Origin of the sequence: Acinetobacter marinus, assembly GCF_900096915.1 — a bacterium.
Taxonomy (GTDB): Bacteria; Pseudomonadota; Gammaproteobacteria; order Pseudomonadales; family Moraxellaceae; genus Acinetobacter; species Acinetobacter marinus.
Window position 1 is genome coordinate 83,223 of the sequence record NZ_FMYK01000007.1, and the last position, 16,303, is coordinate 99,525.

The window sequence follows — 16,303 nt, forward strand, 5'->3', positions numbered from 1 at the left end:
TGCTGTGCAAAATTCAACATGGTACAGAAAATAATTAAACACTCCTGATCTATAGTGCACACCCGATTGAGCTATAGCTTGGGGAATTACCGAATAAAGAGGCGCTATGCAAAACGCTCAATCCGCAGAAGGTCTTTCTGAACAAATCGCCAAACATATTGCTGAGCAGATTATCCTTGGCGAATTGGTCGAGGGCGAGCGTATTCAGGAAGTGCGTATTGCTACTGAGCTCGATGTCAGTCGAGGTTCAGTGCGTGAGGCGTTGTTACTACTTGAGCGCACTTATTTGATTGAGATTTTTCCACGTCGTGGCGCGATTGTGTCGGAGATGTCGAGCGGACAAATTCATTATTTGTTTGAAAGCAGTTTGTTGGTACTCGGCTATTTGGTACAGCAAATCAGTGACTTGTGGCAAATAGATGAGCAAGCACAGATGCAAGCACTACTTGAGACGCTGTCTGGTCTGGTGCGAACAGGTGATTTTGAAGAGTTTTATGAAGCGATTTTTGAATTTTTGACTGCGTATAATCAAAAAATGGATAATTTTTATCTGCGCAATATTTATCAAAGCATTTTGCCGTCGATCCGCCGTGCGTATTATTTGACTTCAAACAGTGCAAAACGTGAGCTTCAAGAGGCATATGCGCTATTTCAATTGGTGATTGATGCGATTTTGCGCAGAAATGCACAACAAGCCACTTTATTTATGGATGATTTTTGCCGACACTTACGCAATCTGGTGCTGGAGTCTTTGGCACGCATGAAACAGGTCGAATTGGCGTGGGCGAGTCGCTCAAGGCGCTAAGATTTGGATATTGGGTTCGAATAGAATATGTCGTATTCATTTTTACAATGGATAAATTTCTATAAAATATGTGGTGCGTGGTGTTGAAAAGAAAAAGCATTTTTTGCAAGGTCTTGTGGTTTACATTCATATGTTAGGATTAACCTTCGGTTCGACTTACCTTACGAAATATATTTCTCATTTCGGGAAAAGTAAGCAAAACCATTTGTCAGGCGCAAACTCGGTCAAGTATTGTTTAGCAATTCAATATCTTGAAAAACAGTATTTTACAAACTATGTGTTGACCTCGAACAATGCGCCTGACACCTCCACGAACCAGATCACTGTTACTCATCACTTATGCCGAATTGAGGTTATATAAGCGATGCGTTTAAGTAGTCTCAAGTTAGCGGGTTTTAAGTCTTTTGCAGACAGTACCACCTTGCAATTTAAGGATAGTCGCTCCGCCATCGTCGGACCGAATGGCTGTGGCAAATCCAATGTTATTGATGCCATTCGCTGGGTGATGGGCGAGTCCAGCGCCAAGCAACTGCGTGGTGGCAATATGCAAGACGTGATCTTTACAGGTAGTGCATCACGTAAGCCAAATAGCGTCGCAAGTGTCGAACTACGTTTTGAAAATACTTTGGGGAAATTGGGCGGTGCATATAACGCCTACACCGAGCTCGCTGTCAAACGCCAAGTCAATCGTGATGGCAAGTCTGAATATTTCTTAAATGGTACCCGTTGTCGTCGTAAAGATATTACTGATATTTTCCTCGGTACAGGGCTTGGACCGCGCTCTTATGCAGTGATCGAGCAGGGCATGATCAACCGATTGGTTGATGCCAAACCTGAAGAAATGCGAGTCTTTATCGAGGAGGCGGCGGGGATTTCTCGCTATCAAGCACGCCGTAAAGAAACCTTGCAACATCTTGAACATACACAAGATAATTTGTCACGATTGCACGATATTGCCTCAGAACTCAAATCACAGATTAAAACGCTGAATCGTCAAGCTGAACAAGCAGAAAAGTATCAAAAACTCAAAACCGATGCACATCAACTGAAAGTACAACTGTGGTCAAGCCAATTTCATCAACATGGTGAACAGGTTGCCAAGCTCGCACAGCAACTTGCTGAGCTGAATCAAAACTATCAAACACAGCACAAAGCCTTAGAACAGACAGAAATCGAAGCGCATTTATTACAGCAAAAACTGCAACAGCAACTTCCGCAGTCTGAACAGCTACAAAAAGCGTGGCAATCTGCCAAAGAAAAATTACAACAAAGCCGTTGGCAACTTGAGCAAGATCAACAGCATATCGAACGATTACAGCACAATATCAGCAAAGCGGAATCACAACAGCAAAGCGCTTTACTGCAATATGATCAACAACAATCTGAACGTGAACATCTACACACGCAATTGGCGAAAGCGCAAGATGCATTGGCTGAATATCAGCAGTTGAGCGAAGAGAGCCGTTTTGATTTATCGGCATTACAAGTGCGCATGACGCAACATGGTGAGGAGTTCAATCAACTCAAGCAATCATTAGGCAACTTGCAACAACAGCGTAATCAATTGCACTATCAATATGAGCAGGTGCAGAAAAATCGGCAACGTGCCGAACAGCAAGCACAACATTTGCAAAGTCAATTGGACTTAGCGCAAGATCAAGAGTTTCAACTGGAGCTGGATGATGTGCAGATCGAATTGGCAAGTGTGCAAATTAAAATTGATGATGAACAGCACAAGCACAGTGAGCAACAAAATCAGCTTGAGCAGTTGCAACAGCAAAAAAATCAACTGGAACAACAGCAACAACACGTCAAATTGCTACATAAAAATCTCGAAGCTGATATTCGCCAAACTGAAAAACTATTGAATGGACTGAATCAAAATACGGCGCATTCTGCCGAGCATCCGTTGCTCAGCCAATTGCAACTGACTGAGCAAGGCAAACAGCACAGTGAACTGATCGAAAAAGTCTTGGCAAAATGGTTACAAGCCAATGTGGTCGATGATTTAGATTGGTCATATCAAGGGCAACGTCAGCTTATTTTGAGTAAAGATTTAGACGTTGCAAAGATTGATGGTTTAGAACAACTCAGTACATGGATTTCTTCAACGATTCATCCGCTGTGGCAAGGGATTTATATTGCCAAAGACTTGACCGATGCAGAGCAAAATTTAAATCGCTTACCATCACATGCCAGTATCATCACCGAAGATGGCTATTGGCTTGGGCAAGATTGGTGGATTAACCTGAATTTGGATCATCAAGATCAAGCAGGGCTGTTGCATTATCATCAACATTTGCAAAGTTTACAGCGCCAATTTCAGGACAATCAACAGCGGATCAAACCGATTCAACAGCAGCTTGATCAAGCCATTCTTGAATTAAAAAATCTTCAAACGGAGCAACACACTCGTCAGCAACAACTGAAAACGTGGCAAAACACACAGCAACAATTACTCACCACGCAAACCAAGCTACAAGCCAAAATCGAACATCAAGCGCAAAATACTGTGCAATATCAAGAGCAATTGCATGTTTTACAACTCCAATTGCAAGACGATGAAGCAGAGCTTGAACAGATTCAATATGACAAAGTAGCACTTGAGTTAAAACTCAGTGAGATGCAACCGCAAGTTGATGCAGGACAGGAGCTTGCAACGACACATCAACAACAATTAAACAGCTTACAAGCGCAGTCCAACGCCGATCAAAAACAACTGCAAGACACCACGCAAAGCATTCAGCAGTTGCAATCGAAACTGGCGTTGATGGATAAAGATCAAGATTTTCATCAAGAGCGAATGGCACAGCTCGATGAACAACAACTGGGTGCAAGACAGCAGATTGCACGTTTGCAAACAGGTTTAGAAAAATATCAAGCCAATGTTGCAACAGCACAAGCGGATGCAGATCAATCGGAAAAAGCATGGCAGATATGGCAACACGAGATTGCAACTTTACAAACTGAACAGCAACAACTGAGCGATCTGCGTCAAAAGCAACAGCAAGACGATCAAGCCTTACGTGATCAATTGGAAAATACACGCTTGCAATGGCAACAGCATAAAACTGAACAGCACCATGCCAAGTCGCAACTCGAAGAGCTTGGCGCACAGGCGACTGATGTTTCCAAATTAGATAGCTCGCAGTTGCAGGGGAATGTGCAGATTTCTCAAGTCAAAGTACAATTGGAACAGCTTGAACAGCAATTACAAAAAATGGGCGCAGTGAATCTGGTTGCCTTTGAAGAGCTTCAAGAAAAACAAGCACGTTTCGATGAACTCGATCATCAAATCCAAGATTTGGAACAGACCGTAGCACAACTGCAAGACGCGATGCAAAGCATTGATCAAGAAACCAAGCAATTGTTTATGAAAACTTTTGATCAGATCAATCGAGAGCTACAAGACTTATTTCCAAAAGTCTTTACAGGTGGTGAGGCGAGCCTCAGCCTAGAAGATGATTGGCAGTCGGGAGTACGTTTGATGGCACGTCCGCCTGGGAAACGAAATAGCACCTTGGCATTGCTTTCTGGTGGTGAAAAAGCCTTGACCGCTTTGGCATTGGTTTTTGCGATTTTTCGCCTCAATCCTGCGCCCTTTTGCGTCTTGGATGAAGTCGATGCGCCACTGGACGATGCCAATGTAAATCGTTTTTGTAATTTGGTAAAAGAACTATCACAACAAGTGCAATTCATTTACATTACACATAATAAACTCGCCATGACAATGGCAACGGATTTATTGGGGGTTACAATGCCTGAAGCAGGTAGCTCAAAACTGGTGGCAGTGAGTCTTGCACAAGCAGAGGCTTACGGGATGACGGAGTAAAGCATGGATCAACTTTGGGAAATTGTTGGTATCATCGTGGCGGTGGTGATGGTGATTATCGGCTTTCGACTGATCATCAAAAAACCAAAAGCAATGGAAAATCAAGAACCTGCTGAGGTGATGATCGAAGCACAAAGCCAGCAACCGATTACCCCACGGCATTTGCGAGATGAACATCGTGATGCGAATGATGCTGAACAATTACAACATGCTGCTAAAAAAGAACAGTTAGAGCAGACTTTTGAGCAACAGCCATCATCGACTGAAACTGCACCTCGTGTTGAGCCAGTCGCTCAAACGGCATCAAAACCAGTTGTTGAACCCGATCAAACCGAAGTTGCTTCTAAGTCGACCACTCCTGATCAAGCGGATGAAATTGAACGCTTTATCGAACAGTTAGATCAAGACTCAGATCCAAGTTTAGATCAAAATTCAGATCAAAACTCAGATCAAAAAAATGTAGTAAAAGACCAGCAAAATGCTGATATTCAAAATCCTCAGAGCGCAGATACTCAAGTTGAAAGCAAGAGCCATGCTACGGATGACAATGCGACAACAGCCACTGTCGCAGAGACTGAAACAGAAACAGCATTAGAAACGGTTGAAATTGAAGAATGGCAGGGCGAAAGTGATGTACTCGATGCGCACCTCAGTGAGCAATATCGCAATGATGAAGAAAGTGCTTTGGCAAAAGCAGAGCAATTGATCGCACTGTATCTTTATCCAAATCCGACGCGAGCTTTGTCAGGGGATCGTGCGCTGAAAACCCTGTTAAAATATGGCTTACGTTTCGGTGAAATGTCTTGTTTCCATCGTTATGAAAACCCTGAAACGGTGAGCCCACTGATGTTTAGTGTGCTTCGGATCAATGATGATGGTGCGCCGACAGGTTTTGATCTTGAAACATTACCGAATGAAGAAGTCAAAGGTTTAGCATTTTTCTTGGCTTTGCCTAATGCGCAGGCAGTACAAGGCTTTGACATGATGGTGAGTCTTGCAGGTTTGATGGCACGAGACATTGACGGTTTAGTGTTTGATGAACAATCCTTAGAACTCACCCCACAACTTCGTGACCATTGGCGTCATTATGTGATTGAATATAAAGCACCTACCGCTTAATACCTCAATCAAATTTGAATATTTAATGCGCATCAAAAGGATGCGCTTTTTTATGCGTTTTTTTATGTGCTAAAAGTTATTTGGGGCGTTGAAATTGTGCTTAACAGGCATTTCCTATTTGGATCATCGTTTAAATCTGACTGTTTTACTCAAATTTAAATGCGAAATGTTGTATCATATACACAGAAATTTTAGGAGTAAGATGTATGTCTAACCAAGTCACAAATTCAACTGATGCCGATCAAATTCCAAACATGATCATCACCCCAACGGCGCAGGAGTATTTGAAAGATTTATTGGCGAAGCAAAATACTCCAGGGATTGGTGTGCGTATTTTTGTTGAAAGCCCCGGTACAGCACGTGCGGAATGCTGTATGGCGTATAGTGCGCCAGAAGATGTGGTGCCGACCGATTACAAGCAAGATTATCCTGATTTTCCTGCATTTATCGACACACCGTCTATTCCCTATCTCAAAGATGCTGTGATTGATTACAACAAAGATCGCTTTGGCGGACAATTAACCTTTAAAGCACCGAATTCTAAAGTGCCACGTGTTGGACCAGATGCATCGATCGAAGAGCGCATTGCCTATGTACTTCAAGCGGAGATCAATCCAGGTCTGGCAGGACACGGTGGGAACTGTAGTCTGCTTGAAGTATATGAAGACAAAGAACATGGCTTAACAGCGGTATTGCAGTTTGGTGGTGGTTGTCAGGGCTGCTCGGCGATTGATTTGACCTTAAAGCAAGGTGTAGAAACCACTTTGCAATCGCACATTCCTGAGCTGGCACGTGTGATTGATAAAACGGATCACACGCAAAATGATGGCGCATATATGAAATAAGCGATTCAATTCAGCAAATTAGAAAGATCACTACGGTGGTCTTTTTTTTATGCATATGATGAGTGAAATATAGCAAAGCGCAGTATTTTAATAACTAGCTTAATGATAAATATTATTATTTAGCTTTACAATGTGAATAAATTTGGTATGATTTGCGTTGTTTTGTTATTCATTGTTCAATTTTTACGGTTTAGATGGGTTCTCCTATGTTGAAGACTTTCTCCAAAAGTGCACTTGCACTGGCAATAACTGCGACTTATTTTATTTCAGCGCCGAGCTTTGCAGCAGAAGATGTGGACAGTACCTCCACAACTGCAGCCAGTACTTCAGAAAATGACGCAAATGGCTCAACAACAGAGGACGTGTCTACAACAGAGAATGCTTCTGCAACAGAAGATAACGTGGTCAAGCTCAATACCATTGTGGTTACCGCAACAGGTTATGAACAAGATTTGGTACAAGCGCCTGCATCGATTACGGTGATTGATCGTGAAGCATTGGATAAACGTGAATATAATGACATTACCGATGTGTTGCGTAATGCACCTGGGGTGGTGGTAACTGGTGGAAATGATTCGCAAGGGATCAGTATTCGAGGGATGTCTTCGGATTACACTTTATTTTTGGTCGATGGTAAGCGTCAGTTTGCACGGGATACCAACCCGAATGGTGATGATTATGGGATGGAAAAGAATATTCTGCCACCGATCGCTGCGATTGAGCGCATTGAAATTATCCGTGGTCCTGCATCGACCTTGTATGGTTCAGAGGCAATGGGTGGGGTGATCAACATCATTACCAAAAAAGTCTCTGATGTCTGGACGGGGAGTGCAGAGGTTGGTGCAACGCTACAAGATCATGGTAATGCAGGCAATATTTACAATACCTCAGCCTACCTTTCTGGACCAATTATCGATGATAAATTCGGTGTGCAAATTGGTCTGAACCGTTTAGAACGTAAAGAAGATAGCTATCTCAACGGATTTGGCGGGCACACTACAGAAAGTCTAAATACCAAATGGACTTATGTGATTAATGATGCTCATGATTTAGCTTTGGACGCCAACTTTGTCAATCAAGACGGCGAGTCTACACCAGGTAAAACGGTTGCTGACACAGGCACATCTTCATCGAGTCGTAGTATTCGGAGTGTCTATGCATTGACACATCATGGTGAATACTCGGACAACCTAGACAGCACGTCATACGTGCAATATGAGGACTCAAAAAACCCAGACCGTGAAAATACCGTGGTTGGCACCAAAGGCATTGAACTTGAAACCATCACCGCAAATAGCCAATGGAACTGGACATTGGGTAATCATACGCTGTCATTTGGTGGCTATTATAAAGATGAAAGCCTGATTGACAAAGCAACCAACCGTAATCCATTGGTACCAGAGTTTAGCGAGTTGACCCGTTGGTCGGCTGCGGCATTCTTAGAAGATACATGGCAGATTACCGATAAATTTAACCTCACTGCTGGTGCTCGATACGACTATGATGAGCACTATGGGGGAAATATTTCGCCACGAATCTATGGGGTATATAACCTCACCGATCAATTCACCATCAAAGGTGGGGTATCTACAGGCTATAAGCAACCTGATATTCGTGCGGTCACCGATGGTTTCTACCAAGTCACAGGTGGTGGTGGCTCGCCATTGTCGACAGGTCGTGCCATTATCAAAGCCAATCCTGACCTTGAACCAGAATCAAGCACATCTACCGAGCTTGGCTTCCACTGGAAAAATGATTATGTCCATGCCTCGTTGACAGGTTATCTCACCAAGTTTGAAGATCGTATTTCAGAAATTCGTGAATGTGACTCAACCACCAATAGCAACTACGATCGCAACGATGCCTCAACGTGGACGTGCTCAGAAAATGGCATTCCATTTGCCTTTATCAGCACCCGTGAAAACATTGATGAAGCAGAGCTTCGAGGCGTTGAAGTGACTTTGGATGCAGATTTGTCAGATTATACAACCATGAATGCGAACTATACTTTCACGGATACGGAAATCAAGTCTGGCAGTTTTAAAGGTCAGCCATTAAATGGGATGCCTGAACATCTATTCAATATTGGTTTTGATCATGAGGTGAATGATGCGTTAAATATCTGGACACGCTTACATTACCGCGGTGAAACCACACCGTATTTGGGACGTTCTAGTATGTCAGAACCATTGCCAGGCTATACTTTTATTGATTTAGGGTTCAACTATAAATTCACCGATTATTTAAAAGGCAAATTTGGCGTGTATAACCTAACTGATAAAACTGCGGAAGATGCAGATGGTGCACAAGTGCTAGATGGGCGTCGTTATGGAATTAGTTTTTCTACGCAGTTCTAATTTGTTCGCTTAAGATTGCTGAAAAGCCTTGTCAATTCAAAGACAGGGCTTTTTTCTTTTCATCATCAAATTTAAGTGGTTGATGAAAGATCAGATCAAAAGCAATCCGCACAAGCCCTAAAAATTCTGCTAAAGTAGCCTACGCTTTTTTCGATTGAATCAAATTCGAAAAAGCAGATCACGCTTACATTTATCCAATTATCGACCCTTATCTAAAAACGGGTAACTAAACGGGTAATGAGTGATTTTTTAGAATATTTAATTAATTTTTTCAATAGGTTGCCTTTAGAATGCTACTCATGATTGATAATTATGACTCTTTTACTTATAACATCGTGCAATACTTTGGCGAGTTGGCACAAGAGGTAAAAGTCGTTCGCAATGATCAAGTGACTTTAGAAGACATCGAGCGTTGGCAACCGAAATATCTCGTAATCGGACCAGGACCTTGTTCACCGACGGAGGCAGGGATTTCTGTGCCTGCGATTCAGCACTTTGCAGGGAAAATTCCGTTACTTGGCGTATGTCTTGGGCATCAGGCGATTGGTCAGGCTTTTGGTGGCAATATTATCCGTGCCAAAACGGTGATGCACGGTCGTCTGTCGGATATGTACCATTCTGATCAAGGAATTTTTAGCAATCTGCCGTCACCGTTCTCTGCGACACGTTATCACTCTTTGGTGATTGAGCAAGCAACGATTCCCGATTGTTTTGATGTGACCTGTTGGACGCAAGAAGCCGATGGTTCGATCGAAGAAATCATGGGCGTAAAACATAAAACCTTGCCGATCGAAGGGGTGCAATTCCACCCTGAGTCGATTTTGAGCCAACATGGGCATCAAGTCTTTCAGAATTTTTTAGAGATTTATAAATAAATGAATATCCAACAAGCACTCAATCACATCACCAAAAATATTCATCTCACCCAAGCGCAGATGGAAGATGTGATGCGCAGTATTATGCAAGGCGAGGCGACCGATGCACAGATTGGTGCGCTGATGATGGGCTTGCGCCTTAAAGGTGAAAGTATTGATGAAATCACCGCAGCAGCTCGCATCATGCGTGAGTTCGCCATTAAAATCGACGTCAGCGATATTGAGTATTTAGTCGATATCGTCGGTACAGGTGGCGATGGGCAAAACCTATTTAATGTGTCTACCGCATCGAGCTTTGTCATCTCGGCAGCAGGGGCAACTATTGCTAAGCATGGCGGTCGTGGTGTATCGAGCAAATCGGGTTCGTCGGATGTGCTTGAGCAAGCAGGGATTCGCCTTGATCTGGATATGGCGCAGACTGAACGTGTTATTCGTGAGATGGGTGTCGGATTCTTGTTTGCACCGAATCATCACCAAGCGATGAAATATGCGGCTGCACCTCGTCGTGAGCTGGGTATTCGTAGCTTTTTCAATCTACTTGGACCACTGACCAATCCTGCGGGTGTGAAGCATTTTGTCATCGGTGTATTTTCTGATGAGCTCTGTGTACCAATGGCTGAAGTGCTGAAACAACTCGGTGCAGAGCATGTGATGGTAGTGCATTCCAAAGATGGGTTGGATGAAATCAGCCTTGCTGCGGAAACTGCCGTTGCCGAGCTGAAAAATGGTGAAATCACTGAATGGACGATCAAGCCTGAAGACTTTGGCATCACTTCACAAACGCTTACTGGTTTGTCTGTCGCAGATTCGGCAGAAAGTCTCAAACTGATCAAAGATGCACTGGGTAAAAATAAATCGGAAATTGGCGAAAAAGCCGCAGATATGATCACGCTGAATGCGGCGGCAGGGCTGTATGTATCAGGTTTATGTAAAGATATGAAGCAAGCGGTTGATTTGGCGCAAGACATTATCTACGGCGGTCAAGCCTTAGAGAAAATGAGCATCGTTGCCGAATTTACGCAAAATCTTAAAGCTCAAGCTACACAACAATCTTCAAGCGCAGAATAAGGTCACGACATGCACGCAGATATTCAAAATACCATCTTGGGCAAAATCGTTGCACGCAAGTTTGAAGAAATCGCTGAAAAGAAAAAGCAATATAGCTTTGCCGATCTCGAAGAATTGGCACAGCAAGCGACTGCAACTCGTGGCTTTGCCAATGCACTGAATCATAAATCACCTGCGATCATCGCAGAAGTGAAAAAAGCCTCACCGTCAAAAGGTGTAATTCGTGCGGACTTCCAACCTGCGCAAATCGCCAAAGAATATGAGCACGCAGGGGCGGCGTGTCTGTCTGTATTGACGGATGTGGACTTTTTCCAAGGGCACCATGACTATTTGCGTATTGCTCGGGAAGCCTGCGCTTTGCCTGCGCTGCGTAAAGACTTCATGGTCGAGCCGTATCACATTGTAGAAAGTCGTGCACTGCATGCGGATTGTATCTTGTTGATCGTGGCATGTTTGAGCGATGCACAGCTCGATGAATTATCCAGTTTAGCTTTTGAGCAGGGCATGGATGTATTGGTGGAAGTACATGACGAAGCGGAAATGGAACGTGCGCTCAAGCTCCCTGAGCAATGTCTACTCGGTGTCAATAATCGTAATCTCAAGACGTTTGAGGTGGATTTAGCGACCACGGTACGCTTAAAAGATATGGCGAGTGGTCGTACGATCATCACCGAAAGTGGAATTAGCACACCTGAGCATGTGCAGTATATGCGAGATCATGCGGTGGATCGCTTTTTGGTGGGTGAAGGATTTATGAAGCAGGCGCATGCAGGGCAAGCGTTGGAGGCGTTGTTTGGGGTTCCGATTTCGGCAAAAGCGGATTTTTCCTAAGATAACTACATCAGCGCAGGATCAGGCTTGGAAGACCTCATAAAAATAAAAAAAACGTCGCACAACCGCATATTGCCCGAATTGGACAGGGAGTTCAATTCGGGTTTATGTTTTTTGTAGTTTGCATTTTTATAAAAATGAATCTTAAACAAGTTGTCTATACTAAGTAGTTTTCATGTGAAAAACTAACAGAGTCAGTATAGTTCACAAGCTCCAAGAATTTAAATGCATGTTTAGTTCAGACACCAAACTTATAACTATAGGTATCTGGACGCACTATTTTTGGCAGTCCTTCTTTATTAATTCCAACTTCTAGTGCTTCTAGAATCAGCTTAAAGCTAGGTATTTCATATTTTTTAAGCTTGTTTAGGCTAACAGCTAAATTCTTTTTATCTATAGGGAATGCATAGGTGTTTGGTAATATATAGTGTTGTTGAATTAATAATTTTTCTCTCAATTTTATACATCTATATAGGGTTGAAACTAGCCAACCATCTAGAGCCTCCAATTGTTTTTTATTATTAACTAAAGGGTAAAAACTCATCACTCCTTTAAAGCGTAGTCTTTTGGATCGTCCTTCAATATAGTTGGTTAATTGTTGATGACTTAAATCTCCGTAAATATATCGCCTGATTTGCATCAGTGAAATCATTAAGTTGTAATCTTTATTTTTTTCAATGTTTGTATATATTCTAAAATTGCCATTTTTTAATGGTTGTATTAAATTTCTATAAAGTAAATATGAAATCTGCTTTTTGATTTTTAATATTGAGCTTTCTCTGAAAGATATTGTATCTACAGATATAGAGTATCCTAAAAAATTAACACTATTTTTAGTGCTATCAGCTGCAAGTTCGGAAGGGTAGTCCTTTTGTATTAATAAACTAATCCCATCTGATTTTTTTGCATTTATGGGAATTTCAGCAGATTGTGAAAAAGAAGTTATAATGTTGAAAGCATTGCAAACTTTTTGATAATCAGTAGACCAAATGAGTGTATCATCTGCATATCGTGCAAATTTCAACCATTCTTTTTCAAGTTTATAATCGAGTTCCCAGCAAGCAAGATTTGCTAAAAATAGAGATATTGATGTTCCTTGGGGAATACCTTTATCTCTGTTTTTAAGGAATGATTGAATAATAAATCTCTCTTCATGACTTATTTTAAAAGCATTTTTATCAAATTGCTCAAATAGGTATGTATGTGAAATATTTCCAAAAAAGTCACTAAAGTCAAATTCTGCTACAAAAGATCTTGAATTGCGATTTAAGTCGATAGATATGTCTTGAATTGCAAAATGTACATTGCGGTCATTTCTGTATGCGTATGAAAATGAACTAAATCGATGTTTATTCTTTGCTAAAAGTCTTTTATAGAATATTTTAGAAACAACAGCATCTGCTATTTGATAAATTATGACTTTTCTTGTTTTTCCATCTTCTTTAGGAACTTCAAGCTCTGATGGTTTTAAAGGCTCATAAGTCTTTTGGGAAATCTTTTTTGCAATTGCTTTTGCGATGGCTTTGATATTTTTCTTTACATGAAATGGATCACACCCTTTATTTGTAGACCAGTATTCGGGTCTTTTTATTATTTTTTTCGGTGGGTTTGTTAATCTTTTTGAACTTCTTACATGCTCAGAGTTCAAATTTTCTAAATAATTATAGTATCTTGCTATTAATTTATTGCACTCATTTAGAATTTCATTATTTAATTGCTTTTCTAGACTCATGATTAAATCTCTTAATTAAAAATAGACCTGCAGAACAGGTCTATTTCGTGGAGAGCTGAGGTAAAATTAAGTTTCAAGTTGATACAACTTTGGGTTGTATCTCAAGGAAAATATTCAGATCCACTAAAGTCCCTAGGACTCTAATGGATATTTTACTGTAAAGCAGATAAATATCAATTAAGTTGTAGGATTTAATAGCGAAAATCATCAAATTTTGAGCTATCCATTTTCCAACTGATACGTCATGCGACACAAGGTTTGTCATTTCTGGTTTATTAACTTCAATGACTTAGATATTGTTGCGACACTTGATGACAAGAATCTGCGACACAACCAATGTCATTTTGGGAATAACACGACACAACCTATGTCAATTTTTGAAAATGTGTTTTCAAGAAGGAGTAACATATGATCCCATTGCAAGAATTCCACTTTTATTTAACTACCGCAAAAAATCAGCCATTCGCTATTATGACTGAAATTAAGAAAGCCAATAGAGGTCAATTTAGTGCATGGACTGGGATGCCACAAGAATTACCAACAGATATTATTGTAGATATAAGTCAATCACCTCTATCATCAGAAATGCATGATACAGCTCTTAATGCTTTTGAGGCTTTATTCGCTAATATTGTAAAATATGCTTAAAAAGATAATTATAACTTTACCAAAATTAATAATCCTTGTAACTGCGAGCTTTTATCAGTTGAAAAACAGAAAAATTTATTAAGTCAATTTAATATTGATGCAGAAGTAACAGTTAATAATCCTTCATCTCTTACAGCGCCATAATTTTATATTAATTTATATAAAGAGAGTTGAATGCAAGTAAAGACAGGGAGATGGGCCATACCTATATAGTTCATACGAGAAAGTCAGAGAGGATGTCTGGCTTTCTTATTGTCTATATTCCAGATGTGTAGTAGGGAAAAATATGACTATAAAAAATCATCGTCAGCTATTTCATAGATTAATACTATGATTCCCCAAATAACAACTTACCAATCCACCAAATAGACTGGCCAAAATTTGAAATAAGTTGTTCACCTTGTCTAAGATAAGACCTATTTTCATCAATTCCAGCTAGCTTCAAAGCATCTCCAATCTTAGAACTCGTCTGATGTGCATCACCATTTCGCATATCATAGACTCCAGCAATCACTCCAAAAATCTCACGAGCTTTATCGTTTCCAACTTTATCAGCTAAGATACTTTCAAGAAGTTTATTTGAACCAAGCTTTTCTTTATCTTTATGCGTTGAAAGCTTACGGAGTTGCTCCTTATTCAAACGCTCAGAGAAAAAACGGATAACTTCCTTTGCTAATCTTAATAATGATGTCTGATCTTTACTCGAAAAACGAGAGATATCCTTAAAAAAGTTTGTATCACTTATATCTTGTGAAAATAACTTAATTCCATATTCATTATGGAACCCTGCTTCTAACAACTTGGTACATTCAAATAGCATAGTTTCAGCAGCGTGTGTAGAAGCAGGTTTTGCCTTAACCTGTGACATTAGTAATTCAGAAGAAACCTTTCCATCTGGGGCTGTGTTATGGCCAGCCCAAATATGTTGCTCCCATGCTTCTAAACGGGCTATATCATAAGCATATACAGTAATGAAATCTAACGAGTTCACTCCAAAATGTATTCTATATCCAGAGGTCGAATGAATAGCTCCGGTTTCTGCCGTATACCATTCAAGAAAAAATCCTCTATAACTAAGCAATTCATTAACAATACCAGAACGAAACCATAGCCAACGACCTATATCTTCATTGTTTAATGAAGCAGCATTCATTCTTGTCCCATCAGTTTCTACAACGAAATTTGGTAATGTATCGTTTTGATCTCTACGAACACGTATACTTTTTCTTTGATGATGAATCCATTCATCCTTCCAAAACTCTCCTTCTACTCGTACACCTTGATATCCACTTTTATGACCTTTTGAAGTTTCATAGTCTGTATTGTCATCATTTTCAGGCCCCATTACTGGTGCATCTTCACCTTCATCTACATCTGTTCTCCAAACTCTAAAAGATGCCCATCCACCTCCAAAAATATCATTTACATTGCGAATAAGTAGCTCAAACCTTCCATCGTTTCGCTGTTCTTTAAAATTTGTTAAATCTGCATAAGCACTACTTGCCAATGATTCAACGTTTTCTACTCTCTGACGATAATATGAGAGTCGAAGTGTTAAACCTCTTGCAGCTAAATAATCTATTAAAAATTCTCTTTTAATTTCTATGAGTACATGATTACCTTTTTCATCAAATACCTCACGAACAACTTCAACAAAATTTTCTTCAGGTCTTATCCAACTTTGACCTTCCTTAATTAAACCCAGAGCAACTATCAAGTCTGGATTAAGTATCCACCTTCTTCCACCAATAACAGGTTGTGGATATTCAAAAACTAAATGGACACCTATAGGTTCTTTATCATTGCGTTCGTACTGATCAATTGGAGAATAATGACCATCATCATATGCATATGGTTTACCAATTGAACTAATACCTATATCACTCCAACTTAAGTCATTTGCTTTATCTACATGCTCTGGTAGAAATGCAACTGATCCACATCCAAAAAAGTCACTTTCAAAGCCTATATTTTTAACAGAGCCTTTTTCCTTGGTCTGTGATGCTCTAAGAGGGACCCAAGTTGAATTATTGAAATTTCTGCGAGTTTCTTGAAGTTGAAGAATCCAATTCTTTTTATCCATATTAAATACTCTATCTGAATAGCCACCAAAATTCTAGACACACATAACCATCTTTTGATGGGCCTTTTCATAATCTAATGGAGAACGCTGACCATTGGAACCATGTCT

At 40.5% G+C, this 16,303-nt stretch carries 11 protein-coding genes; 9 read left to right on the forward strand and 2 right to left on the reverse strand.

What is annotated here, in order from left to right; translation table 11 throughout:
• Positions 1-106 precede the first annotated feature (106 nt).
• The 8 genes from BLQ60_RS11615 to trpC all read left to right on the forward strand — a co-directional run bounded on the left by BLQ60_RS11615 (position 107) and on the right by trpC (position 11,732).
• Positions 107-805, forward strand: a complete 699-nt coding sequence (locus tag BLQ60_RS11615) for a GntR family transcriptional regulator (protein WP_092620654.1) — start codon at positions 107-109, stop codon at positions 803-805.
• 364 nt (positions 806-1,169) lie between these two features.
• Positions 1,170-4,637 carry a chromosome segregation protein SMC gene (gene smc, locus BLQ60_RS11620; protein WP_092620657.1) on the forward strand — a complete coding sequence of 1,156 codons (3,468 nt, stop codon included), beginning with the start codon at positions 1,170-1,172 and terminating at the stop codon, positions 4,635-4,637.
• Positions 4,638-4,640: 3 nt separating this feature from the next.
• Positions 4,641-5,756: a cell division protein ZipA C-terminal FtsZ-binding domain-containing protein gene (locus BLQ60_RS11625; protein ID WP_092620660.1), complete on the forward strand. Its 1,116-nt coding sequence runs from the start codon at positions 4,641-4,643 to the stop codon at positions 5,754-5,756.
• Between the two features lie 206 nt (positions 5,757-5,962).
• A complete protein-coding gene (gene nfuA / locus BLQ60_RS11630) occupies positions 5,963-6,601 on the forward strand; it encodes a Fe-S biogenesis protein NfuA (protein WP_092620663.1) in 639 nt (212 codons plus the stop codon).
• Positions 6,602-6,807: 206 nt separating this feature from the next.
• Positions 6,808-8,958 (forward strand): TonB-dependent receptor domain-containing protein, encoded by a 2,151-nt coding sequence (locus BLQ60_RS11635; protein ID WP_092620666.1) that lies wholly within the window; start codon positions 6,808-6,810, stop codon positions 8,956-8,958.
• A gap of 290 nt (positions 8,959-9,248) precedes the next feature.
• Positions 9,249-9,833: an anthranilate synthase component II gene (locus tag BLQ60_RS11640; RefSeq protein ID WP_092620669.1), complete on the forward strand. Its 585-nt coding sequence runs from the start codon at positions 9,249-9,251 to the stop codon at positions 9,831-9,833.
• Complete coding sequence (gene trpD / locus BLQ60_RS11645; protein ID WP_092620672.1) at positions 9,834-10,901, forward strand: anthranilate phosphoribosyltransferase; 1,068 nt, start codon at positions 9,834-9,836, stop codon at positions 10,899-10,901.
• 9 nt (positions 10,902-10,910) lie between these two features.
• Positions 10,911-11,732 carry an indole-3-glycerol phosphate synthase TrpC gene (gene trpC, locus BLQ60_RS11650; RefSeq protein WP_092620675.1) on the forward strand — a complete coding sequence of 274 codons (822 nt, stop codon included), beginning with the start codon at positions 10,911-10,913 and terminating at the stop codon, positions 11,730-11,732.
• A gap of 238 nt (positions 11,733-11,970) precedes the next feature.
• Here trpC and BLQ60_RS11655 read toward each other — a convergent pair whose 3' ends face one another.
• Positions 11,971-13,464: a reverse transcriptase domain-containing protein gene (locus tag BLQ60_RS11655; protein ID WP_092620679.1), complete on the reverse strand. Its 1,494-nt coding sequence runs from the start codon at positions 13,462-13,464 to the stop codon at positions 11,971-11,973.
• Between the two features lie 408 nt (positions 13,465-13,872).
• On the opposite strand from BLQ60_RS11655, the gene BLQ60_RS11665 reads away from it, so the two are divergent.
• Positions 13,873-14,112 (forward strand): hypothetical protein, encoded by a 240-nt coding sequence (locus BLQ60_RS11665; RefSeq protein ID WP_092620686.1) that lies wholly within the window; start codon positions 13,873-13,875, stop codon positions 14,110-14,112.
• 328 nt (positions 14,113-14,440) lie between these two features.
• Here the strand turns inward: BLQ60_RS11665 and BLQ60_RS11670 are convergent, their stop codons facing one another.
• On the reverse strand, positions 14,441-16,195 hold the full coding sequence (locus BLQ60_RS11670; protein ID WP_092620689.1) for a hypothetical protein: 1,755 nt from the start codon (positions 16,193-16,195) through the stop codon (positions 14,441-14,443).
• Positions 16,196-16,303: the final 108 nt, after the last annotated feature.

Bases quoted from the DNA above. Each gene is read 5' to 3' on its own strand.
- BLQ60_RS11615 (WP_092620654.1), top strand. From the start codon at position 107: ATGCAAAACGCTCAATCCGCAGAAGGTCTTTCTGAACAAATCGCCAAA.
- smc (WP_092620657.1), top strand. From the start codon at position 1,170: ATGCGTTTAAGTAGTCTCAAGTTAGCGGGTTTTAAGTCTTTTGCAGAC.
- BLQ60_RS11625 (WP_092620660.1), top strand. From the start codon at position 4,641: ATGGATCAACTTTGGGAAATTGTTGGTATCATCGTGGCGGTGGTGATG.
- nfuA (WP_092620663.1), top strand. From the start codon at position 5,963: ATGTCTAACCAAGTCACAAATTCAACTGATGCCGATCAAATTCCAAAC.
- BLQ60_RS11635 (WP_092620666.1), top strand. From the start codon at position 6,808: ATGTTGAAGACTTTCTCCAAAAGTGCACTTGCACTGGCAATAACTGCG.
- BLQ60_RS11640 (WP_092620669.1), top strand. From the start codon at position 9,249: ATGCTACTCATGATTGATAATTATGACTCTTTTACTTATAACATCGTG.
- trpD (WP_092620672.1), top strand. From the start codon at position 9,834: ATGAATATCCAACAAGCACTCAATCACATCACCAAAAATATTCATCTC.
- trpC (WP_092620675.1), top strand. From the start codon at position 10,911: ATGCACGCAGATATTCAAAATACCATCTTGGGCAAAATCGTTGCACGC.
- BLQ60_RS11655 (WP_092620679.1), bottom strand. From the start codon at position 13,464: ATGAGTCTAGAAAAGCAATTAAATAATGAAATTCTAAATGAGTGCAAT.
- BLQ60_RS11665 (WP_092620686.1), top strand. From the start codon at position 13,873: ATGATCCCATTGCAAGAATTCCACTTTTATTTAACTACCGCAAAAAAT.
- BLQ60_RS11670 (WP_092620689.1), bottom strand. From the start codon at position 16,195: ATGGATAAAAAGAATTGGATTCTTCAACTTCAAGAAACTCGCAGAAAT.